Annotated in this window: 23 protein-coding genes and 5 tRNA genes; 6 read left to right on the top strand and 22 right to left on the bottom strand. The window is 31.1% G+C overall.

Annotated features, from left to right (window positions below; all coding sequences use genetic code 11):
* Positions 1-3 precede the first annotated feature (3 nt).
* The 10 genes from secE to rpsU all read right to left on the bottom strand — a co-directional run bounded on the left by secE (position 4) and on the right by rpsU (position 3,813).
* Positions 4-198, bottom strand: coding sequence for a preprotein translocase subunit SecE (gene secE / locus DIS18_RS14275; RefSeq protein ID WP_109353755.1), 195 nt, complete (start codon positions 196-198; stop codon positions 4-6).
* Between the two features lie 49 nt (positions 199-247).
* A tRNA-Trp gene (locus DIS18_RS14270) sits at positions 248-320 on the bottom strand.
* A gap of 68 nt (positions 321-388) precedes the next feature.
* Positions 389-1,576, bottom strand: coding sequence for an elongation factor Tu (tuf, locus tag DIS18_RS14265; RefSeq protein ID WP_109353754.1), 1,188 nt, complete (start codon positions 1,574-1,576; stop codon positions 389-391).
* Between the two features lie 67 nt (positions 1,577-1,643).
* Positions 1,644-1,715 (bottom strand) — tRNA-Thr (locus DIS18_RS14260).
* Positions 1,716-1,783: 68 nt separating this feature from the next.
* A tRNA-Gly gene (locus DIS18_RS14255) sits at positions 1,784-1,856 on the bottom strand.
* A 65-nt stretch (positions 1,857-1,921) separates the two neighbouring features.
* Positions 1,922-2,003 (bottom strand) — tRNA-Tyr (locus tag DIS18_RS14250).
* A gap of 33 nt (positions 2,004-2,036) precedes the next feature.
* A tRNA-Thr gene (locus tag DIS18_RS14245) sits at positions 2,037-2,110 on the bottom strand.
* Between the two features lie 112 nt (positions 2,111-2,222).
* Positions 2,223-2,525 carry a ribosome hibernation-promoting factor, HPF/YfiA family gene (hpf, locus tag DIS18_RS14240; RefSeq protein ID WP_109353753.1) on the bottom strand — a complete coding sequence of 101 codons (303 nt, stop codon included), beginning with the start codon at positions 2,523-2,525 and terminating at the stop codon, positions 2,223-2,225.
* A gap of 35 nt (positions 2,526-2,560) precedes the next feature.
* On the bottom strand, positions 2,561-3,451 hold the full coding sequence (locus DIS18_RS14235; protein WP_109353752.1) for a tyrosine-type recombinase/integrase: 891 nt from the start codon (positions 3,449-3,451) through the stop codon (positions 2,561-2,563).
* Positions 3,452-3,618: 167 nt separating this feature from the next.
* On the bottom strand, positions 3,619-3,813 hold the full coding sequence (gene rpsU, locus DIS18_RS14230) for a 30S ribosomal protein S21 (RefSeq protein ID WP_109353751.1): 195 nt from the start codon (positions 3,811-3,813) through the stop codon (positions 3,619-3,621).
* A gap of 191 nt (positions 3,814-4,004) precedes the next feature.
* Between rpsU and DIS18_RS14225 the strand changes: the two genes are divergently transcribed.
* Entirely contained in the window at positions 4,005-4,370 is a 366-nt protein-coding gene (locus tag DIS18_RS14225) for a hypothetical protein (RefSeq protein ID WP_109353750.1), read from the top strand.
* 371 nt (positions 4,371-4,741) lie between these two features.
* Here the strand turns inward: DIS18_RS14225 and DIS18_RS14220 are convergent, their stop codons facing one another.
* The 6 genes from DIS18_RS14220 to DIS18_RS14195 form a co-directional block, all read right to left on the bottom strand.
* Positions 4,742-5,908: an acyl-CoA dehydrogenase family protein gene (locus tag DIS18_RS14220; RefSeq protein WP_109353749.1), complete on the bottom strand. Its 1,167-nt coding sequence runs from the start codon at positions 5,906-5,908 to the stop codon at positions 4,742-4,744.
* Positions 5,909-6,787: a ComEA family DNA-binding protein gene (locus DIS18_RS14215; protein WP_109353748.1), complete on the bottom strand. Its 879-nt coding sequence runs from the start codon at positions 6,785-6,787 to the stop codon at positions 5,909-5,911.
* 18 nt (positions 6,788-6,805) lie between these two features.
* On the bottom strand, positions 6,806-8,437 hold the full coding sequence (locus DIS18_RS14210; protein WP_109353747.1) for an alanine/glycine:cation symporter family protein: 1,632 nt from the start codon (positions 8,435-8,437) through the stop codon (positions 6,806-6,808).
* Between the two features lie 107 nt (positions 8,438-8,544).
* A complete protein-coding gene (locus tag DIS18_RS14205) occupies positions 8,545-9,567 on the bottom strand; it encodes a potassium channel family protein (protein WP_109353746.1) in 1,023 nt (340 codons plus the stop codon).
* Positions 9,564-9,791, bottom strand: coding sequence for a PspC domain-containing protein (locus tag DIS18_RS14200; RefSeq protein ID WP_109353745.1), 228 nt, complete (start codon positions 9,789-9,791; stop codon positions 9,564-9,566). Before DIS18_RS14200 ends, DIS18_RS14205 begins: the two co-directional genes overlap by 4 nt.
* Positions 9,792-9,827: 36 nt before the next feature.
* On the bottom strand, positions 9,828-11,099 hold the full coding sequence (locus DIS18_RS14195; RefSeq protein WP_109353744.1) for a DUF2851 family protein: 1,272 nt from the start codon (positions 11,097-11,099) through the stop codon (positions 9,828-9,830).
* Between the two features lie 81 nt (positions 11,100-11,180).
* Between DIS18_RS14195 and DIS18_RS14190 the strand changes: the two genes are divergently transcribed.
* Positions 11,181-11,576, top strand: coding sequence for a DUF2721 domain-containing protein (locus DIS18_RS14190; protein WP_109353743.1), 396 nt, complete (start codon positions 11,181-11,183; stop codon positions 11,574-11,576).
* Here DIS18_RS14190 and DIS18_RS14185 read toward each other — a convergent pair.
* On the bottom strand, positions 11,573-12,418 hold the full coding sequence (locus DIS18_RS14185; protein ID WP_109353742.1) for a sterol desaturase family protein: 846 nt from the start codon (positions 12,416-12,418) through the stop codon (positions 11,573-11,575). The genes DIS18_RS14190 and DIS18_RS14185 overlap by 4 nt on opposite strands.
* A gap of 23 nt (positions 12,419-12,441) precedes the next feature.
* Positions 12,442-12,933: a YkgJ family cysteine cluster protein gene (locus DIS18_RS14180; RefSeq protein WP_109353741.1), complete on the bottom strand. Its 492-nt coding sequence runs from the start codon at positions 12,931-12,933 to the stop codon at positions 12,442-12,444.
* A 104-nt stretch (positions 12,934-13,037) separates the two neighbouring features.
* On the opposite strand from DIS18_RS14180, the gene DIS18_RS14175 reads away from it, so the two are divergent.
* Complete coding sequence (locus DIS18_RS14175; protein ID WP_109353740.1) at positions 13,038-13,736, top strand: class I SAM-dependent methyltransferase; 699 nt, start codon at positions 13,038-13,040, stop codon at positions 13,734-13,736.
* On the opposite strand, the gene DIS18_RS14170 is transcribed toward DIS18_RS14175, so the two are convergent.
* From DIS18_RS14170 to DIS18_RS14160, 3 genes are all read right to left on the bottom strand, one after another.
* Entirely contained in the window at positions 13,712-14,359 is a 648-nt protein-coding gene (locus tag DIS18_RS14170) for a hypothetical protein (protein ID WP_146191838.1), read from the bottom strand. The genes DIS18_RS14175 and DIS18_RS14170 overlap by 25 nt on opposite strands.
* Before the next feature lie 13 nt (positions 14,360-14,372).
* Entirely contained in the window at positions 14,373-16,100 is a 1,728-nt protein-coding gene (locus DIS18_RS14165) for a porin family protein (protein ID WP_109353738.1), read from the bottom strand.
* Between the two features lie 128 nt (positions 16,101-16,228).
* Complete coding sequence (locus DIS18_RS14160) at positions 16,229-19,249, bottom strand: tetratricopeptide repeat protein (RefSeq protein WP_109353737.1); 3,021 nt, start codon at positions 19,247-19,249, stop codon at positions 16,229-16,231.
* Between the two features lie 197 nt (positions 19,250-19,446).
* On the opposite strand from DIS18_RS14160, the gene DIS18_RS14155 reads away from it, so the two are divergent.
* Genes DIS18_RS14155 through DIS18_RS14145 form a run of 3 tightly spaced genes read left to right on the top strand, consistent with a single transcriptional unit; the run spans position 19,447 to position 21,774 of the window.
* Positions 19,447-20,130, top strand: a complete 684-nt coding sequence (locus DIS18_RS14155) for a cell division ATP-binding protein FtsE (RefSeq protein ID WP_109353736.1) — start codon at positions 19,447-19,449, stop codon at positions 20,128-20,130.
* Positions 20,105-20,872 carry a class I SAM-dependent methyltransferase gene (locus tag DIS18_RS14150; protein WP_245925720.1) on the top strand — a complete coding sequence of 256 codons (768 nt, stop codon included), beginning with the start codon at positions 20,105-20,107 and terminating at the stop codon, positions 20,870-20,872. Before DIS18_RS14155 ends, DIS18_RS14150 begins: the two co-directional genes overlap by 26 nt.
* 8 nt (positions 20,873-20,880) lie before the next feature.
* Complete coding sequence (locus DIS18_RS14145) at positions 20,881-21,774, top strand: hypothetical protein (protein ID WP_109353734.1); 894 nt, start codon at positions 20,881-20,883, stop codon at positions 21,772-21,774.
* Here the strand turns inward: DIS18_RS14145 and DIS18_RS14140 are convergent.
* Positions 21,771-22,595, bottom strand: a complete 825-nt coding sequence (locus DIS18_RS14140; RefSeq protein WP_109353733.1) for a 2OG-Fe(II) oxygenase — start codon at positions 22,593-22,595, stop codon at positions 21,771-21,773. The two genes, DIS18_RS14145 and DIS18_RS14140, sit on opposite strands and share 4 nt — an antisense overlap.
* Positions 22,596-22,696 lie beyond the last annotated feature (101 nt).

Here is a 22,696-nt window from a genome sequence, read left to right as displayed (position 1 = left end):
TGCTTATTTAATTAAATCAAAGTAATACGTTATAACTTTACTGAAAACTGTATCTACTCCCCATATTGCAAGAGAGAATATAATTGAAAATACAGCCACTAAAACAGTTAAACTTTGTGCTTCTGCCCATGTAGGCCACGTCACATTGTTTTTTAGTTCTCCGAATGATTCTTTTATATAATTTACAATTCCAGCCATGTTATTTTTTTTTTAAATCTAAATTGAAATGATACTCAATTTTGTATTGCACGGGTTGAGAGACTCGAACTCCCGACACCTGGTTTTGGAGACCAGTGCTCTACCAACTGAGCTAAACCCGTAAATATAAGGGAAGGTATTCCGAAAAAACGGAATACCTTATAGCCTTATTATTTATATTTAAACTGTATTAGTCTAATATCTCAGTTACCTGACCTGCACCAACTGTTCTACCACCTTCACGGATAGCGAAACGTAAACCTACGTTCATTGCAATTGGTTGAATTAACTCAACAGTAATAGTTAAGTTATCTCCAGGCATAACCATTTCAACTCCAGAAGGAAGCGCAATGTTTCCTGTTACATCAGTTGTACGTACGTAGAACTGTGGACGGTAGTTGTTATGGAATGGAGTATGACGTCCACCTTCTTCTTTTTTAAGGATATAAACCTCAGCTTTGAATTTAGCGTGTGGTGTAACTGAACCTGGTTTAGTAATTACCATACCTCTAGAGATTTGAGCTTTCTCTATACCTCTTAATAAGATACCAGCATTATCACCAGCTTCACCTCTATCTAATATTTGACGGAACATTTCAATACCAGTAATAGTAGATGTTAATTTCTCAGCACCCATACCAATGATTTCTACAGGATCTCCAGTGTTTGCAACACCAGTCTCAATACGACCAGTTGCTACAGTACCACGACCAGTAATAGAAAATACATCTTCAATAGGCATTAAGAAAGGCTTGTCCATATCACGTACAGGCTCTTCAATCCACTCATCACAAGCAGCCATTAATTCCATTACAGTATCTACCCATTTAGCTTCACCGTTAAGTGCACCTAAAGCAGAACCAGAAATTACAGGTCCGTTATCTCCATCGTACTCATAGAAGTTTAATAAATCTCTAACTTCCATGTCTACTAATTCTAATAACTCTTCGTCATCCACCATATCAACTTTGTTTAAGAAAACAACGATACGAGGAATACCTACTTGACGACCTAATAAGATGTGCTCACGAGTTTGTGGCATAGGACCATCAGTTGCAGCTACTACTAATATAGCACCATCCATTTGTGCAGCACCAGTTACCATGTTCTTTACGTAATCGGCGTGACCTGGACAATCTACGTGTGCATAGTGACGATTTTGAGTTTGATATTCTACGTGTGAAGTATTAATTGTTATACCTCTTTCTTTTTCTTCTGGAGCGTTATCAATTTGATCGAAATCTCTTGCTTCAGATAAACCTGCATCAGCTAATACTTTAGTAATAGCAGCAGTTAAAGTTGTTTTACCGTGATCTACGTGTCCAATTGTACCAATATTTAAGTGTGGTTTTGAACGATCGAAAGTTGCCTTTGCCATGTTTTAAAAATTTTTAATCTTAGTTATATAATAATATTAGTGTGTTCTACTTTTTACTCTATAATAGAGCCAATGACGAGATTTGAACTCGTGACCTCTTCCTTACCAAGGAAACGCTCTACCCCTGAGCTACACCGGCGTAAAGTTTTTATTTCCTATCCTTTCTGTAAAAGAAAGAAGAGATTCCTGCCTTCGCAGGAATTTTAGAGCGGGAGACCAGGTTCGAACTGGCGACATTCAGCTTGGAAGGCTGACGCTCTACCAACTGAGCTACTCCCGCAATTTTTTGATAAACTTACATTTATCAGGATTTCAATATTTCAACAAAAAATCAAAAAAAGTTTGTGGGGAGAGCAGGATTCGAACCTGCGAAGACGTAGTCAGCAGATTTACAGTCTGCCCTCGTTGGCCGCTTGAGTATCTCCCCAATTAACTTATTTCAATATTTTTTAAGAACTTGAGCCGATGGAGGGACTCGAACCCACGACCTGCTGATTACAAATCAGCTGCTCTAGCCAGCTGAGCTACATCGGCTTTTTTATCGATTTTTTTATAAAAAAACCACATAAAAAAAGCCCGCTATTTCTAACGGACTGCAAATGTATAGTTTTTTTACTTTATTCAAAACATTTTTTGAGAAATTTTATCATAAATGTGCTCTTAATTTTTCTTTTCTCTTTTTTAGCTGTCTTTGTAATGATGCCACTGCCATATCTGCTCCTTCTTCAAAGGTTTTACATTGCTTCTTAACTACAAGGCTATCACCAGGTACGCTTACCTTTGCTTCAAATATTTTATTCTCTTTATTACTTGTATTTTCTACTTTTAAAAAAACATCAGATTTAATGACTTTGTCATAATACATATCTAATTTATCCATTCTCTGTTGTATAAAATTTATCAACTTTTGGTCGGCATTAAAATTTACTGATTGTGTGTTCACTTTCATACTTATACTTTTTGGTTAGACAAATAATTTAAATGTTACTTTTTACTTCTTGGGTGTGCATTAACATGCACTTTTTTTAATTCTGCTATACTATTATGCGTATACACTTGTGTAGCAGCTAAACTTGAATGACCAAGAAGTTCTTTAACAGCATTTAAATCTGCACCTTGGTTTAACAAATGTGTAGCGAAAGAGTGCCTTAGAATGTGTGGACTCTTCTTTACTTTTGAAGATGCCAAACTAAAATACTCATTTATTATTCTGTAAACAAGTGTTTCGTATATTTTTACACCTTTTTTCGTTAAAAAGAGTTGTTCTTTATCTTGAATAATTTCCAACTCGTTTCTAAGATTTAAATATTTAACTGCTGTTTGTGCTACAGATTTTAATAACGGAACGATGCGCTCTTTATTTCTTTTTCCTAGAACTTTTAACGTATTATTATGTAAATCTAAACTGGATAATTTGAGTTCTACAAGTTCTATTCTTCTTATCCCTGTAGAATAGAATAATTCTATGATGAATTTGTTTCGTACACTTTCATAATCATTAGCAAAATTTAAATCGTCTAGAACTATTTTTATTTCTGCTTCAGAAAATGGGACTTGTACTTTTTTACTTGTTTTTAAGGCTTTATGTTTTGATAATGGGTTGATTTTAATATCGCCTGTTTTTAAAAGAAATTTATAATAGGTGTTTAATGCTGAAACTTTTCGGTTAATACTTCGGTTTGATAAACCACTTTCTACAAGTGATACTATCCAACTTCTTACTTGGGCGTAGTTTACTTTATTTATTGTGTTTGTTTCGTATTCGTCTTTTATGAAATCTGAGAAATCTTCTAAATCATTTTGATATGCTTTTACTGTTAACTTAGAGTAGTTTTTTTCTAGAAGCAAGTATTCTGTAAAGGATAGAAAAGACATTTTAAAAAATAAGTTAAAAGCTTAAAGTTAAAAGTTAAAAGTTAATCCAGCAACTTAAAACTATATTATATGTAAGCTTGAAAATATAGAATAAAAAAATCCCACTAGATACTGAAACAAGTTCATCACATGTAGCGGGATTTTTAAATTATAATAAAAGAAGTTAATTATACCTCTTCTGCGTCTCTTAAGCTTTGAATGTATTGTGCTTTTTTTACTTGCGCTCTACGTTCTACTGAAGGTTTAGTAAACTGCTTACGTTCTTGCAACTGATTTTTAACCGTTGTTTTTACAAACTTACGTTTGTAACGCTTTAGTGCTCTATCTATATTTTCTCCTTCTTTAACTGGAATTCTTAACATAGTGTCTTAACCTCCTCTCTTTTAGAATTTTCAAGGCGCAAATATAAAAAGTTATTTAGAGTTTGCAATAGATTGGGTTGGTATTTTTAGCCTTGATTTTGTAAAAATTTTCATCTACCTTCGTTTTACGTTCGGATATAAGTCATTAAAACGACGCAGATCCTTAAAAACATTACCTACAAGTTGAAAAAATGAAAATTAGCCTTATTAAAAAAGTTTGGGGAATTGTAATTGTATTGATTGCATTAACTTTGATTTACAATTCAAAATCTAGTTACTATGAAAACAAAGTAGTTTTTTATAATGACAATGTAAACGGAATTATTACGGACATAAAAACTACTAGAGGAACAAAAGTACATTATGGGAAATCGGACTTCTTTTATTTGGAACAATTAGAAAAGAAAGAAATTAAAGTTGGAGATTCGATTCTAAAGAAAGCTGACTCGGATTTAAATGTGTACAGAAAAAATGAAAGTGGACAATTTATTTATCTGACCAAAATAAAAGTACTGAAGCCAAAAAATAGTTACTTTAAATTTTTCTTTGGACTTTAAAATGAATAAAAACCGCAGGTAACAAAGTGTAAAAATAATTGCTTGGTTCTAGCCTACTCGGAAAATCCTGCGGATTTTCCTCTGGTTCGTTTCATTTTTGCTAAGTTAGTTGCTTAACCACGCAACTATCCTTACTCAAACCACTCAAAAATTAAAGCAAATTTCAGTTTTAGAACAGACTTTAGCAAACAGGTGCGTTAGGGATTGAAACGGCATCCTTTTGCTTTATATTAAATGGAAATATACTTAATGCGAAACTATAATTTGGTTAATGGATTCCTGCCTTCGCAGGAATGACAAAAAAGCAAAAGATATAGTGGAAAGCTCGACCCTTTGGGTAACGCCAAAAAAATCTATGAAAAGCATAGATTTTACGTTGCTGGCTTATATTCTTTTTTGTCTATGATGATTTTTGCAAGAATTTCGCGGAGTATCTCTGAAGTTCCTCCACCAATTGGTCCTAATCTGCTATCGCGTAATAGACGTGCCATTGGGTACTCTTCCATGTAACCGTAACCACCTAAAAATTGGAGGCATTGGTACACTACATCGTCTGCCATTTTTGTAGACTTTAGCTTAGACATCGTTGCCTCTTTAACTACATACTCGCCTTTGTTTAACCTATAGGCTACGGCATAATTAAACGTTTTACACATCTCCATATCGGCATATAAATCTGATATACTATGGCGTAAGGCTTGGAATTTATTGATAGATTTTCCGAACGCTTGACGCTCACTCATGTACTGCAATGCATACTCTAAAGCAAATTCTGCTCTGGCATGTGCATTAATACCCATAATTAAACGCTCTAGAGAGAAGTGTTGCATGATATACGAAAAGCCTTTGTTTTCATCGCCCATAAGGTTTTCAAGTGGTACTTTTACGTTATCGAAAGCTATCTCGCCAGTATCTGAGGCGCGCCATCCTAATTTATCTAGTTTGGTTGCTGATACGCCTGCCATATCTCTATCTAGCACAAAAATACTTATACCTTTATTACCTAATTCTGGATTGGTTTTGGCTGCAACTACCAAGTAATCGCTAATTACGCCGTTGGTTATAAATGTTTTTGATCCGTTAATTATATAATGGTCTCCTTCTTTTACTGCTGTGGTTCTCATGCCTGCAACATCGCTTCCGCCAAAAGGCTCAGTAATACAAAGACATCCTATTTTATCACCTGTAATACTTGGTGCTAGGTATTTTTGTTTTATAGCATCGTCTCCTTCTGCATTTAAATGCGTCATAGCCAAATAAGCATGTGCCCAAATTGCAGCAGCAAACCCTCCTGAGTTTATTTTTTGAAGTTCTTCAAGCAAAATAACGGTGTAGAATAAATCTAAATCCATACCACCGTAAGCCTCTGGGTAATTAATACCAAAGAAGCCCATATCGCCAAATTTCTTCCAAATAAATCTTTCGATATTACCTGTTTTCTCCCATTTTTCGATGTGAGGGACTACTTCTTTTTGCAAAAAATCTTGAAGGCTTTTTCTAAAAAGGTTATGCTCTTCTGTGAAGTACATGCTATTCATTTAATTTTCTTTTTCGAAGTGCAAATATAATTCAATTATCTGTATTTTATTTACAGGAAAGCCTTTAACTTTTGTTAATTCGTTTATGGATTTGTAGCCTTCTCTGAGTTGACGTTGCTCAATAATGTTATGTGCCAAATCATAATCTATATGTGGTATGGTAACCAAATTGTCAACCGTTGCGGAATTTAAATTGATTTTGCTAACAGCCTTAGGTGTTTTTACGGTGAATAGTTTTGTGATTTGCTCTATAACTTCTGGCTCTAGTCCGTAAACATCATTAAGCTCTACATCTGCTATAAATCCGCCTTTTGATTTATTTCTGTATTTTATGATTCGGTCTGAAAACACCTTACCAATTCCGTTTACTTTTTGAAGTTGTTCTGCAGTAGCTGTGTTTAAATCTTGTTTTTGTGCGTAGGTTTTTGGTGTATTATTATAACTGTAATTTGAACCTGTTTTAGGTTTGGGATTTGTTACCCATTCTGGGAATTTGAAATATGGTGCCATTGTTGCTAATAGCGAATCTGAAATTTTTGTTACCTCTTGAAATTGCTTAGTAGAATTAATCCATTTGTTTTGTTTTCTGAATGTTAGTAATCTATCAATTTCTTCATTAGTCATTCCTAAATTTGAACCTTTGAAATCTGTAATATAATTTGGATTAAACGGATAAATTTTCGGTTTACTTTCTTCTAGTTTAACTAACTTAAGTGAATCAATTTCTTTTGTAAATTTTGAAAGTTCTTCTTGATTTACTTGAATGTCTTCTGAAGAGAAATCAACAAAGAAGTAAAGGCATTGAAATATAACTATGAGAATTAGCAATAAAAAAATCCCATTTCGCTGTTTTTTAGTAAACGTGAAATGGGATTTCATATAATTTATTTATTGTTTTTATTCTTTGGCGTCTTTTATAGCACCAAGATATCTATTTAATTGCTTTTTAACAACTGGGAATAAGAAATATAAACCAACCATATTTGGAAAAATCATAGCAAAAATCATGGCATCTGAGAATTTCCAGATAGATCCCATACTAGCTGCAGCACCTATAATTACAAATAATAAGAACAATAATTTGTATGTTAAATCTGCTGCTTTACCTCTACCGAATAAAAATTTCCAAGATTGTAATCCGTAATAAGACCATGAAATCATAGTTGATACTGCGAATAAAACAACTGCTATAGTTAAAAATACATTAGAGTAAGGTATGTAAGCTGCAAATGCTTGTGATGTAATTCCAGCACCTTCATAAGCAACACCATCAATTAATACTGCTCCTGAACCATCTCCTCCATATTGGAATATGGCACCGTCGCCGCCACCAAAATTGAATATGATGATAACTAAAGCCGTCATTGTACAAATAACAACTGTATCAATAAAAGGCTCTAACAATGCCACTAAACCTTCAGAGGCTGAATATTTTGTTTTTACTGCTGAGTGGGCAATAGATGCAGAACCAGCACCGGCTTCGTTTGAAAAGGCTGCTCTTTGGAATCCTACTAATAAAACTCCAATGATACTTCCAACTCCAAATGCTGTTGGGTTAAATGCTTCTCTGAAAATTAATCCGAAAGCATCATCAATAAAAGAAAAATTAGTACCAATAATATATAAACATGCTATTAAGTACATAACAGCCATAAAAGGAACAACTTTTTCAGTTACTTGAGCAATACGTTTAATACCGCCAATAATAATAATACCTACTAAAACTGCAAGTACTAATCCTATAATAGCACCAGCACTTGTACTTTCTAACCCCATTAATTCTTTTAATACAATAGTTGCTTGGTTTGATTGCGCAGCATTACCTCCACCAAAAGAACCACCAATACAAAAAATTGCAAAAAATACTGCTGCAATTTTACCAACCATTCCAAAGCCTTTTTCTTTTAAGCCTTTACTGATATAGTACATTGGTCCGCCGTAAACTGTACCATCTTCACCAACATCTCTATATTGAACGCCTAAGGTACACTCAACAAACTTAGTAGACATTCCTAATAAACCGCATACAATCATCCAAAACGTTGCTCCTGGTCCACCTAAAGCAATTGCTAAAGCTACACCAGCAATGTTACCATTTCCAACAGTTCCTGAAACAGCTGTTGCTAATGCTTGGAAGTGTGACACTTCTCCTTCTTCACTTTCATCTCTTATTGTTTCTATAGAATCTCCTCCAGGTGTAACATCACCATAAGCTGGCTCTACAACTGGATGATCTATATCGTCAAATTTACCTCTAACAACATTGATTGCTGTTTTGAAGTGAAAAATATTTGGAAACTTGAAATAAATAGTAAAAAACAGTGCACTACCAACCAATAATACTAATACAAAAGGGATTGTAATGGTATCACTTTTATAAATTGGAAAGAATATAAAATCAAAAAAACCATCTGCTACTGGTTGAAATGCTTCGTCAATACGTTGATCTAAACCTTTTTCGACTGTTTCTTGAGCAAATGTTAAAATTGGAATTATTAATGTAAAAATAGAAAGAAGATACTTCTTCATAAGAATTTGTGTTAGTTAGTTTTTATTGAAAGATTCTTAATAATAGCTAGCAAGATGCTAAAAAAAAATGATTTTTTAAAACAAAGGCTGTTAAAAAAGCAAAATTGCTAATCGATATCGTACTCAGAATTTAAAGCTTCTATTTGTTCTGGTCGTCCTAAAACAATAATTTTTGAATGTCTAGCAAGTTTCATTTCTGCTCCAGGGTTTACTGTATACTCGCCATTTTCGTCTTTATAACCAATAACAGTACATCCTGTTTTTTTCCTAAGATCTAAATCTTTAATAGTTCTTGGTTTTTTTGAATCATAAAATTTTTCAACAGCTACTTCTTCTATATTAATATCAGATTTACCAACTATTGATAAATTATCAATAAATTCCATTAAACCTGGTACAACAACCAAAGATGCCATATGATCACCTCCAATTTTGTCTGGTAAAATAACATTATTAGCTCCTGCAAATTTTAATTTATCATAAGAAGATTCGTTTGATGCGCGACTAATAATATTTATTTTACTGTTTAATTGTCTTGCAGAAAGCACAACAAATAAATTATCAGCATCATTAGGTAAAGCTGAAATAAAACACTCAGCTCTATCTACACCTGCAGTAACTAAAACCTCATCTTCATTAGCATTTCCAATAACGTAAGCAACACCATCCAACTGCATGCGTTCTTCCATTTCTTTATTCTTCTCTATAACTACAAATTGTTTATTATATGCGGTTAATTTTCGAGCAGCTTGCTTACCGTTTCTTCCGTATCCACAAATAACAATGTGGTTTTTAAAACTATCAATCTTTTTTTGCATCTTTTTGTGTTTTAATTCTTCAACATCATTTTTACTCAAAATATATTCGGTTATAATAGATAAAGCATAACCAACAATAACCACACTAGCTAAAATTAAAAATATTGTAAATATTTTTGATTCATCATCTAAAGGTACAACCTCTCCAAAACCTACCGTAGTCATAGTTATAACGGTCATGTATAAAGCATCAACCCAAGAATACCCAGAAATCATAACATAACCAAAAACGCCAATCATTAAAATAATAATTAGTAGAAATATAGCTGTGTATATTTTGGTTCTAAAAAAAGTTATAAGTGGATTATTCATAAATCAAAAACTGATGATCGTTTTGTATAAATTAAGTCTTTAATTCGCATCCAGAAGGCCAAGAAAAGGTATAATGCAAAACCAAAACCTACAGTTACAAAAGTTAAGTACATAAATGAGGTTCTAACTACTTTTGCTCTAATCCCTAAACGGTCTGCAATACGTTGGCAAACGTAATATCCATGCTTTTGAAAAAACAATAAGGGTTTGTAAATATTGTTCATGCTGCAATTTAAGGCTTACTTTGATTATGGAAAAGTTTATTGCTTTAAAAGTTGATTTCCAATGGCACATTTTAAGCATCTGTTCTTATCACAATATTCTGTTTTAAGTTGAATTAGTGCTTGGGAATGTAATGCTGATTTTGATACTTTTTTTAATTTATTAAATGCATTAATAATACTGTTTTTCTCTGAAGCAATTACTGATGCTAATTTTATGATATCTGAATCTACCTCTTCTCCTTTTTGTTTTGCATAACAGAATTTTAAAGGTAGAATTGTATTAATCAATAATAAATCTACAAATGCTTTTGAAAGTATTTTAGTAGTTTCCTTTGACTCTTTTTGAAATGTATAATGTGTTTTCCAAAATTCTGAAGTAGAGACATTGAAGAGCTCGTAAAAATCTTCACGCTTATTTGATGTTATAATTTTTGAGAATACATTTTGATGTTTATTATAAAGACTCGCAAGTTGAGACAGTCTAATTGTTGGAAAATTAGGTGGTCTCAACCTAAAAAACTGCATTGCTAAGACTTGACTATTCTGAAGGTTGAATTTTTGTTTTAAAAAAGCATATTCTTTCACCAAGTTTGAATAATAAGCATCTTCAATATCTTGCTCTAACATACCTGATTGACCAAATAATAAAGCTTCAAGTAAGCGTTGATTAGATTGTGTTTTTCTAATAATTGAAAAGTCTATTGAATTAGCTAAACTAAGAAATGATTCGCCATTTACCTTTAATCCAAAATTTTTAGTTAGCATTTTAAATAACACTGCTTCCCAATCATTTTTAGATTCTGTTAAAAGGGTTTTTATGGTTTCTGATTTATATTCTAAACGCTCAAAATACAAACGTTCCAACCAGTTGCTTGTTATAAAACTATCAATTGTTGAAAATTCGTTTTCACAATTAATCCACTTACTTTTTTTTGAAAACAATTTTTCGTAATTATTCAATAAAGGTTTATCTACAATATCCTTTAATTGTAATGTTGGTATGGGCGTGTTGTCTTTTCTGAATACCTCTGTATCATCCTCCCAAACAACATGTAAAATTACATTATCATAAGCTTTATCTGTTTCATGATTATGCAAAAACCAATCTGAAGATTTTAAATGAATCTCAACATTTCCTGCCCAAAGCTGCTCACCAATTTTTATTTTAGCATTAAAAAAATCAGGACCTGAATTAAAATTATGCTCTCCAACATTTGAAACAATAATAGTTTCTCCTTTTGTTGAACTTAAATTAGTGACATTAATTTTTTTATGTTTCCAGAGAAAATGTAGGAAGTCTTCTTGCATGTTGAAAGATAAAATTCCAATTTAAAAATACCAAATTCCGAAACAGAATTTATAATTTAGTTTTTTATTAAAATAGACTTCATGGAAGAACTTACTTTAACTACGCCCGCCTTATTGTTTTCTGCAATTTCATTAATCATGTTAGCATATACAAATAGATTTATTGCTTATGCAGCTATTATTAGAAATCTACACGACAAATATTTACAACAAAAAGATGAACGATTAATTATCCAAATTAAGAACTTAAAACAACGCTTATATTTAACCCGAGCTATGCAAATTACAGGTATTACTAGTTTGTTACTCTGTGTTCTTACCATGTTTTTAATTTACATAGATCAAAACATTATTGCTATATGGGTGTTTGGAATAGCACTAATTCTACTTATTATTTCCTTAGCGCTTTTAATAAAAGAAATTCAAATTTCAGTTAAAGCTTTAGAACACCATATTAGTGATATTGAGAATGGTTAATTTTCAGGAATTTCTTCAAAAGATGTTGGTTTTTGATATTTCTGAAATGGCTGTTTTAGTAAATCTTTAATATTACTATTTTCCTCTTCATTAGGAAAAACATCAACCCCATATACTATTTTATCAGTATCTAATTCCATATAAGTGCCAAAGAGTCTGTCCCAAACTGAAAAAATATTTCCATAGTTAGAATCAGTATAAGGCATTTTGTAATGGTGATGCACCTTGTGCATATCTGGAGAAACCAATACATAACTAATTAACTTATCAATCTTTTTTGGTAGTCTTATATTTGAATGACTAAATTGAGTTGCCACAATTGATAAGGATTGATACAACATCACTATACCAATTGGAGCACCAATAGCAATAACACCAATTAAGGTAAACGTATATCTGATGATACTTTCAATGGGGTGATGTCTATTAGCTGTAGTCGCATCTACTTTATGATCTGAATGATGCACCAAATGGACCATCCACAAAGGTGGTACTTTATGCTCAATTAAATGTGGCAAATAAGCCCCAAAAAAATCCATCAAAAAAACACCAAGGATTGCGTATAAGGTTAAAGACATTTCTGGAAGCCAATTCAAAATTCCAAAATCATTAGCTATTGCCCAATCAGAAGACATTAACAAAAGAAACGCCATTGGCAAATTAACAAGTATAGTAGTTATGGTGAAAAATATGTTTGGTATAGCGTGTTTCCATTTTTTATACTTAAAATTAAACAAAGGCATTGCTCCTTCTATTAACCAGAAAAAAGTTAGTCCACCAACTATTATAGCTCCTCTATGTAGCGGTGGTATAGTTTCAAAATAATTTAAAATGGTTTCCAAATTTTATTTTTTTTTTAAAGATACTATTTTATTCTTTTTTTCATCTCTTCAACAATATTGAAAGCTGCTGGACATATGGCAACGTTTTTTAAAGTTAAATTAGAAATCTGTTGAAACTTTTTTCTATCAGTATGCGGAAATTCTCTACAAGCTTTTGGTCTTACATCATAAATAGAACAATAGTTATCCGCATCTAAAAAAGTACATGGCACGCTTTGCAATACATAATCATTATCCTCATCAACTTTTAAATATTGACTGATAAATTGATGCGATTTCATTCTGAAATGTTTAGCAATTCTATCAACGTCTTTATCTGTAAATAAAGGACCTGTTGTTTTGCAACAGTTTGCACATTCTAAACAATCTGTACGTTCAAATTCTTGATCATGCAAATCCTGCATGATATAATCTAAGTTTTTTGGTGGTTTCTTTTTAAGCTTCCCAAAGAACTTTTTATTCTCGTTATGTTTATCTTTGGCTAGCTTTGGAAGGTTATTTATAATGTCTTGCATGCTGTAAAATTAGACAATTAGATTTATTAGACTCTTAGATTAAATAGATTTTTAACACATCTGATAGTATTAATTAACTAAATATTAAAATTTTATATTTTATAATGAAAGACCTGTTTGGGGACGCTTTATTAGATTATCAGAACGGAAACTATTCAGAGGATATAATAACCTCAACGAATATTTCTGATGAAGATATTTTACCACTTCCATATTTATTTCGTGATTATAAAGACATGCACAAGTTAGAAAAACATGCTTTAAAACTTTGCAAAGGTTCTGTATTAGATGTTGGTTGCGGTTCTGGAAGTCATAGTTTGTATCTGCAGAAAAAAGGTTTTGATGTTAAAGCTATTGACATCTCTAAAGGTGCTGTTAAAGTTGCGAAACTTAGAGATCTTAATAATGTTGAAGTAAAATCGCTTTTGGATGAAACGGATACTTATGATACTGTTTTACTTTTAATGAATGGCACTGGTATTTTTCAAGAAATCACTCAAGTTTCAAAATATTTATCGCATTTAAAAAGTCTTTTGAAATCCGGTGGGCAGATATTAATAGATTCATCTGATATTAAATATATGTATGAAGATGAAGATGGTGGCTATTGGATGGATATGAATGCTGGCTATTATGGAGAACTTGATTACTTTATATCTTATAAAGGTAAAAAAGAAGCACCTATGAAATGGTTGTATTTAGATTTTGAGACTTTAAAACTAGCTTGTGAATCTGTTGGGTTACAATGTAAGTTGGTTTTAGAAGGTGAGCATTTTGATTATTTGGCGCAGTTATCATTATAATAATTAACTATAAGTTCTAAATCGTCCTTTTTAAGTTCTTCACTCTCAATTTTAGATATTAAACTTGGGCAATCATAAAAGTATTCAATTGTTCTTTTCTTAAAAGATTTAAGTTTATATGCATAATTAATTGGAATAGCACTTTCATTTTCTCGGATTAATAATATTTCCTCAGTATAATTACGTGCAACTCCAGCACCAGATATCTTTTTCTTAGCCAATTTAATTTTTCCATCAATAATTAGTTCAGCAAACCCCGTTTTAGTTTTATTTAAACTTTTATATATAGGAATAAAAATCGCCTTTCTTTTTATCCTTTTTTCTTTCTTTTTGTAATCTAAATCAAAAATAACTTTCTTTACTTCTTCTGTATCAAACTTAGTACTTCTTCTTTCATTACCTTCCAAAAATCGTAAGTATTCTTTATTTCCAACTCTTATTGAAAATGAAGTTAATCTCTTTTCATCAGGATGTTCTGTTCTATTCATCGACATTGATAGTCTTGCTCTTCCAATTAAAACTTCTCCTGTTTGCAAAAATACTTCAGCTGGTTTCCAATCATTATATTGAGCATTTATCACAATCGAAAATAAAAAAAAGATAATAGTTATAATTTGTTTCATTAAAATATTGATATTAAAAATCAAACTTATAAGTAGCTCCAGCTAAAAACTGAATACTTTGCACCGGGAAATTTTGCCATTTTTGGTAAGCATCATTGGCTATATTGTTGGCTTTTGCAAATACTGAAAGCTGGTTGTTTACATGATACCCTAAATGCGCATTAGCATCAAAATAACTATCTAAAACAACAGTAAAAGGTGATGCAGCCGTTATACCATCATTTAAGAAAAATTGATCTTTACGTTCTCCAATAAAATATAAATTTGCGCCTGCAAACCAATGTTCGTCTATCTGATAATCTAAAAACAATGAGCCTTTTACATCTGGTAAATTCCAAGCTTCGTTTTGATTATCCGTATTATAAGTAAAATACTCTGCCTTTATACCTAATTTAAAGTTTCTATTAACATCTACATTAATTTCTCCAGCAACTCCAAAAGTATCAACATCATCGTAAACCATTCCAAAAGAGTTTCCATAAGTATAATTCTCATTTGTTAGTGTTATTTCATTATTTCTAAATAATGCTTTGTTTCTATCTGCTATATAACGACCGCTAATATTATAACTCATATTACTCGATAGCTTCCCTTTTAATCCAACGTATGCGTTATAAATTTGGTCCGTTGGTGCAATAATTAAAGTTGGTGATACAAACGGGTTTTCTGAAGCAAAACCATGATAAGAATTCTGAATCAAATCTCCTTTAATGCCTCCATAAGCAATTAAAACATCGTTAACTAATCGATATGTTGCACTAATATTTGGGTACACATACAAGTTGTTTTCTCCAGACTCTTTATCATTTGAATAAAACAAAGAAACTCCTAAGTCCACTGTTAAATCGTCTTGCTTTAATTGATATGTAGGTGATAAACCTATTTGGAAATTCCCATAGTTTAATTCATCTGTTGTTGCATAATTCCTATCAAAAGTACCTCCTAAATAATCTATTTTAAAGTCTGTTGAGATTTCAACATCGTTAATAGGAATATCTACTTTTGCTTTTGCAATAAATCTATTTTCTCCAGAACCTTGATTATCCCCAAAGCGTCTAAAAAAGAAACTTCCAGAGTTAATATACGTGTCTTCAAAAGCAATATCTCCTCCAAAATGAGCATCAAAAAAAGCATGATCTACTTCAATATCATTAGATTGCGCCTGAGTAATTTGTGATTGAGGTACACCATACCAATTGAACATTTGATGTTGAAAACCTGCCTCAACATTCCATGCTAAATCTCTTAACCTACTAGAATAATTCAAGTTGATTTTTGAGTTAGAAAAATTATCATTAAATGATACACCTTCTATTCCGCCAGCTGAAGAGTGATGACTAATGTAACCGCCAACACTTTCATTTCTACTTATAGCATGGTTTAAATATACTTCGCCCAAAATAGTAGTGTAGGTTCCAACACCTAAAGTGGCATAATTATCAAATAATTTTACAGGCGCTCGTTTTTCAACAACAGCTGCTTTTCCTTTTGCCGGTGTGAAAGTAGATGCCACTGGGAAAGAAAATATATTATACTTAATTTCTTTTTTAGTTTCGGTAGTTTCATCGTCTAAAGATGGCACTTCTTTCACTTTAAAAGCATCTGATATTGTTGGTGTGTATGGCTTAACAACATCTATTACACCTGTATTTATAGTATCATTTCCTGTTCTTTGAGCAAAACTTAGTGTTATGCTTAATAATAGAACTCCTGTTAATATAAATTTGATTTGCTTAAGCATGTTTTTCGATTTTTGATTTACGATTGACGATTTTGATTTTGAGATGCTTCATGAAGCTTCGCTTCGGTACTTACAATAAAAATATATTTTTATTTTAGTAATGCTCAGCATGACATAATAACTTTAAATTAATCTTCTTGTACTATTGATGAGTTGGTTTTAGCCTCTTCCCTTTTAATTTTACGGAGCTCTGTTTTTGCTTCTGAAACGACATCATCAAATTCAGGGAAATTCTGAATAACACTTTCTAAAATATATGTTGCTTGAAAGGCATCATTTAAAGCGTAATAGTTTTTTGCCATTAACACTAACCCCTTAGCACTGTAATATTTATATCCTGAAAAATCTTTAGCTAATCTTTGGACTGATTTATTTGATGCTTCATGCTTCCCTTCTTTATTTTTAAAATAAGCATTAAAGTATAAGGCCTCTGCAGCTGTTTCCCCAGTCGCAACGCGCTCAACATTTGCATAAGCAGATTTAGCTTTAGTTTCATCTCCTGTTTTCATTGCAGAACGTGCAATAATAATATGTGCGTCACTCTTTATTTTATTATCAATTTTAGAGCTACCTAAAACCTTTTCAGCATAAGCTACAGCATTGTCGAAATTTTCTAATTGATAATTTGCCTTCATTAAATTAGATTGGGCAAAAACAATATTTTGAGGATAATTGGCTTCTTCCTCTAAACGTTTTAAAATAGGTATTGCTTTATTCCAACTTTTACTTTCCAAATAAAACTGAGATAAACGTGATAAAGCTTCCTCTGTAAATTCACTTTGACTTGCCTCCACAACATATTTATAATGTGGTGCTGCATTTTCCAACAAATCTTTCTTATAATACATTTGCGCTAAATAAAAATGCGATTGTAAGGCATGAATACCATTTGGAAATTGATTTAAATAGCCATTAAATAATCTAATCGCTTTATCAGTATTGTTTTCTAAATATTGTTTTTCTGCTGATTCATATGTGGTGTTATCTAAATCTACATCAGTTACTTCAACATAATCCAATTGTTTTACCCAATTAGCATACTCATCTACTCTACCTAAATCAATATAAATTAAACGTGCTGTAGAAACAGCTTGAACTGCTTCTGGTGTTCCAGGATAATCTCCAGCTACTTTTTTAAACTTGGTTAATGCACGTTCGTTTTCGCTTCCATTGTAATACACTAAACCTTGACGCAATAATGCTCTAGGCACAAACGAGCTCATTCTATACTCAGTACTCAACTGATTGTAAGCTTTCATTGCTCTATCAGTTTCATTAGCTTTTACTAACGAATTCCCTAGTTCGTATAACGCATCATCTCTTAATTTAGATTTCGCATATTGGCTAATAAATTGTTCTAGTTCTTTTATTTTCTTTGAAGAATTTCCTGCATAACCTACACTAATTGCCTTTTGAAACGCTGGGTAATCTGATTCTATTTCATTTAACTTAATAGCTTTATCGTAAGCAGAAATTGCACTTTGATATTGACTTGACACAAAATGACCATCTCCTAAACGCAAATAAGCATCATTTAATCTTACCTTATCAACTCTCTTATTGGAAATAAATTGATTGAAGTACTCAGTAGCCTTTCCATAGTTTTTAAGTTTGAAATAGGTGTAAGCCAAATTGTAATCTATATTTTCAATTTCTGATGTTGATGATGCTCCCGCTTGTTGCTGAAACTGCTTAAAGCCTATTAAAGCATCATCATAATTTGTTAAGTTATAATCTGCTTCAGCCTTCCAAAATGTTGCTCTTGCTGTATAATTTGATTCTAAAGATTCTTTTAATGAGGCATCAAAAAGATCTTCTGCTTCTTGATAATTACTTTCATTGTACAATTCTAAACCTCTGTAAAATGCTACTTTCTGATATGCTGCTTTATTTTCAAAACTCTTTTTACTTTCTAAGAGTTTTAAAGCTTCTTTATAGTTTTTAGAGGTTATGTAAGAGTCTATTAAAAGTGTTTCTATCTCTTCTTTATAAGGTGTTTCAGGATACTTTTCTAAATAACCAGCTAAAACTTGTGGTGCAGATTGATATGGATTACCAATTTCATAACTAATTTTTGCATAATTTAACCATGAGTCTTCTTGAATCTTCAAATCGAAATCCATTTGCGATGCATTTCTAAACGCATTTAAAGCTTCCTGTTTCTTCCCTAAATTGATATAACTTTCTCCTAAATGATAGTATGCATTTTGAGCTATAGAATTGTTACCGCCTACTATTTTATTAAATTCCGAAATAGCATTTTCATAATCTTTTTGCTTATGATATGCATATCCTAATTGATAAAAATCTGTATTATTCCATTTTTTCCTTTTGCCCTTGTATGCTTTTAAATACGGAATAGCTTCAGCATATTTTTCCAAATTGAAATAACTTTCACCTATAATTTTTGAAAGCTCTGAAACTTCTGCTTCATCGCTTGAGTCTAATCTTTCTTTAGCAAGTTCAATAGCTTTTTCAAACTTTCCTAATTTGAAGTTTAAATCGGCTTGATAATAAGATAACTTTTCTTTGTAACGTTCTTGGTCGCTAACTTGTTCAAAATATTCATTTGCGCTATCATAATCATCACCTTCATAAGCCATAAAACCTATGTAATATTTAGCTTGAGAGCCAAATTCAGAAGAATTCTCAACTCGACTTAAATATTTTTTAGCTGTTTTATAGTTCTTGGTTGTAAAAGCCGTATAACCATAGTTGAAATTATATTTTTCTCGTTCCTTTCTTGCCAATGCATTTTCATCAACCTTCTTATACCATTTACTCGCGTATGCATATTTAGAGTTTTCAAAATAGTAATCGGCAACATCTACAAAAGCAGTATTCCTTTTAGTACTAGTTGGATATTCTTTTACAAAATCTTCAACCAATTGGTCAGCATTTTGCTGGTTTAATCGTACAGCACAATTGGCTATATAATATGCACAATTAGACTGTAGAATTTCTTCTTCAGCAGTCTTTTTTACATTACTAAACATAGATTGTGCAGCTCTATATTGTTGATTATTATAAAGCGATAATGCCTTTTGATAATCGACTAAACCACTTGTATATGTTGCAGATTGCTGCGCTAGGATTTGAAAACTAAAACTTATAGCAACTATTAATGAAAGGATACTTCTCTTAGTCATTTAGGATTAATTTTTAAATTTAAAATCAAAGATAATTTAATATGAATCTTATAACGTAATAATCGTGCCATAATTATAAACTGAGTTATTAAATGTTAAATTTGTGTTGAAAATAAAGTAAAGTTTTAATCGTTAATTTTTAAGATTTAACTTTTTAGTAATACATTTACAACACGTTATAAAACTCCATTCATTTAATGTCTAATCCAATTTTACAATTAAAAGACGCCTCAATTTTTCAAGGTGATAGTTTAGTGCTTTCCAACGTTAATGTAGAAATTAACGAAGGAGACTTTGTATACTTAATTGGTAAAACAGGTACAGGAAAAAGTAGTTTTATGAAAACGCTATATGGTGATTTACCTTTAAATGAAGGTGAGGGTCATATTGTTGATTTTGATTTGAAAAATTTGAAAGAAAAAGATATTCCTTTTTTAAGACGAAAACTAGGGGTCGTTTTTCAAGATTTTAAATTACTAACTGATAGAACCATTAATGATAATTTACTTTTTGTTTTAAAAGCCACTGGATGGAAAGAAAAAGACAAAATGAACACACGTGTTGAAGAAGTTCTAACCAAAGTAGATATGAAAACGAAAGGTTTTAAATTTCCACATGAACTTTCAGGAGGAGAACAACAACGTGTTGCCATTGCAAGAGCTTTATTAAATGATCCTGAACTGATTCTTGCTGATGAGCCTACAGGGAATCTAGATCCTCAAACTAGTGTTGAAGTTATGGAAGTTTTACAAGACATTAATAAAAACGGAAACACTATTTTAATGGCTACACATGATTATGCATTGCTCCTTAAATACCCAAGTAAAACTTTAAAATGTGATGAGAATCAGGTTTATGAAGTTGTACAGCGTAAAGGATAGATTTATGTACAACTTTATAAAAAAGACTCTTAAATCTCTTATTCCTAGACAGTTTCTTTTCAAAAACGAATTGTTTTTTAGGTATTTTTATGCAGTATTCTATATTGGAAACACCCATCAATGTAATATTTGCGATAAAAAATTAAGAGTATTTATTAAAATAGAAAACGAAGACTTATTATGCCCTTTTTGTGGAAGTTTATCAAGAAACCGTAGACTTTGGGGAATACTTAAAGAAGATAACACTCTAAAAGGAAATGTACTTCATTTTTCTCCTTCTAGAAATCTTTATAGAAAATTAAAAAAGAATAAACATATTAATTACTCTAGCTCTGATTTTGAAAATGAATTTCTAGCAGATTATAAATTTGACATTACAGATATTAATCAAAAAGATGAAACTTTTGATACTATTATCTGTTATCATATCTTAGAGCATATTACAGATGATCAAAAAGCTATGTCTGAACTCTATCGTATTTTAAAACCAAATGGTACAATTTACATTCAAACCCCATTTAAAAAAGGTGATATTTATGAAGATGATTCAATAACTTCACCGGAAAAGCGTTTAGAACATTTTGGACAAGAAGATCATGTGAGGGTATATTCTGTAGATGGATTGAAAGTTAGGTTGAAAAAAAATGGATTTAAAGTTTCGGTTAAAAGATTTAATAACTCATTAAATTCTATTTATAACGGATTTAAACCTTCAGAAATAGTTTTAATAGTTAATAAATAATATAATTAATGACTTACTTTTTAAAGAGACTTTCTGAAAAGAGAATATGGAATAAAATATTTGTACAAAGGTTATCTGAACCTTTACATCTAAATTTTATTTCAATATTTATATTCCTTTTTGGCTCTTTTAGGAAAAAAGTAGCTTATGATTTAGTTTTGAGGCCTCAGCATGCATATAGTATTTTAGAAGCTGCAGATCAAGCAAAAGAGAGAGGTTTAAAAACAATATCTGTTCTAGAATTTGGTGTAGCTAATGGCGCAGGATTAATGAATATTATTAAAATTGCAAAAAAAGTTACAAAAGTAACCGGTATTAATATAGAAATTTTTGGTTTTGATACAGGAAAAGGCATGCCAGCTCCGTTAGATTTCAGAGATCATCCTGAATATTACACCACTGGTGACTTCCCTATGAATAGGGATTTATTAGAACAAAATACAAAAAACAATGCCACTTTAATTTATGGTACAGTTAAAGACACCATAAATGATTTTAAAAAGACAATTTCTCCTGAGGCTCCAATTGGATTTATATCTGTCGATGTTGACTATTATAGCTCTACTAAAGAAGTTTTTGAATTACTAGATAGTAAACCAGAGCATTTTTTACCATTAACTTATATTTATTTTGATGATATAACTTTACCTCATCATAATGATAAATGTGGCGAGCTATTGGCTATAAAAGAGTTTAACAATACGCATCAATATAGAAATATTAGTTATCATCCTTTTTTTGCAAATCGTAGAATTTTTAAAAATGCAGATTGGGTAAAACAAATCTATTATTTTCACGTATTAGATCATAAATATAGATTTGAATTAGAAAGAAACAGGGAAACAAATGTCTTAGACAACCCTTACTTAAATTTTGAGGGAAACAAAAAACAATTCAACTAACTATCATTTTTTTTATATCTGTGGGGATTTTTTCTAATACCTTTCTTAAAAACTCTTCTCAAAATCATTCTTAAATTAGCATCAAAATCTAATATTATATTTTTAATAGTATCATTAGGTCTTCCTCTGAATTTAGTAACATGAAATTTATCCGTTTCTCTTAAGGCATTTTTACTAAAGTAATAATTAGAAATACAGCATCTATTTTTATTAACATTTACCTTATTAACAGAATGCCAAGAATAGGCATGAGTAGCCATAACAACCAATCTATTAAATTTACTTTCAATAACTATAGGCTCTTTTTTAGGTCCATTAGGCCATAATTCTAAATGCCCTCCATTATCAATTTCCCAATCTGGAGTTACATAATAGAGTAAATTTAAAACTCGCCAACGTTCTCGATTGGCATCATGAGAATTATCTAAATGTGGGTTTAAAAAATTATTTTCAGCCATCAATGACAATCCTCCTGCATACAAAGACTTATCTGGCTCCAACAAATTAATATCACAAATTTCTCCAATTAAACTAACCACTTTCTCATCTTGAAAAGCATACAAAACCTTCTCTAAAATAGAATTATGCTTATCCATTTGAGCGGAGACAAATTTGTACTCTCTTATACTTTTCAAACGACGCATTTCTGAGGGGCTAGGAAAATTATCAAAACATGTATTTGCTATTTCTTCAGGTAGCAAGTCATCTAAAAAAAAATAACCTATATTGCTTTTTGAAGAATTATAAGATTCAGATAGCTTTTCGAAATTACTCTTAATTTTATTATATATTAATTCAGAGATTTCACTAGATTTAACCATAATAATAGAATGGGTATTATTTCTTAATGCAATTTAGATTTTTTTTATGAAAAAATATTCAATCACTTAAAAAATGTATTTTAAAATTTGATAGCTAATAA

It is taken from the genome of Algibacter marinivivus (assembly GCF_003143755.1).
GTDB classification, from domain to species: domain Bacteria; phylum Bacteroidota; class Bacteroidia; order Flavobacteriales; family Flavobacteriaceae; genus Algibacter_B; species Algibacter_B marinivivus.
The sequence above is the reverse complement of the archived record's forward strand: the minus strand, read 5'-3'. Positions and strand labels throughout refer to the sequence as shown.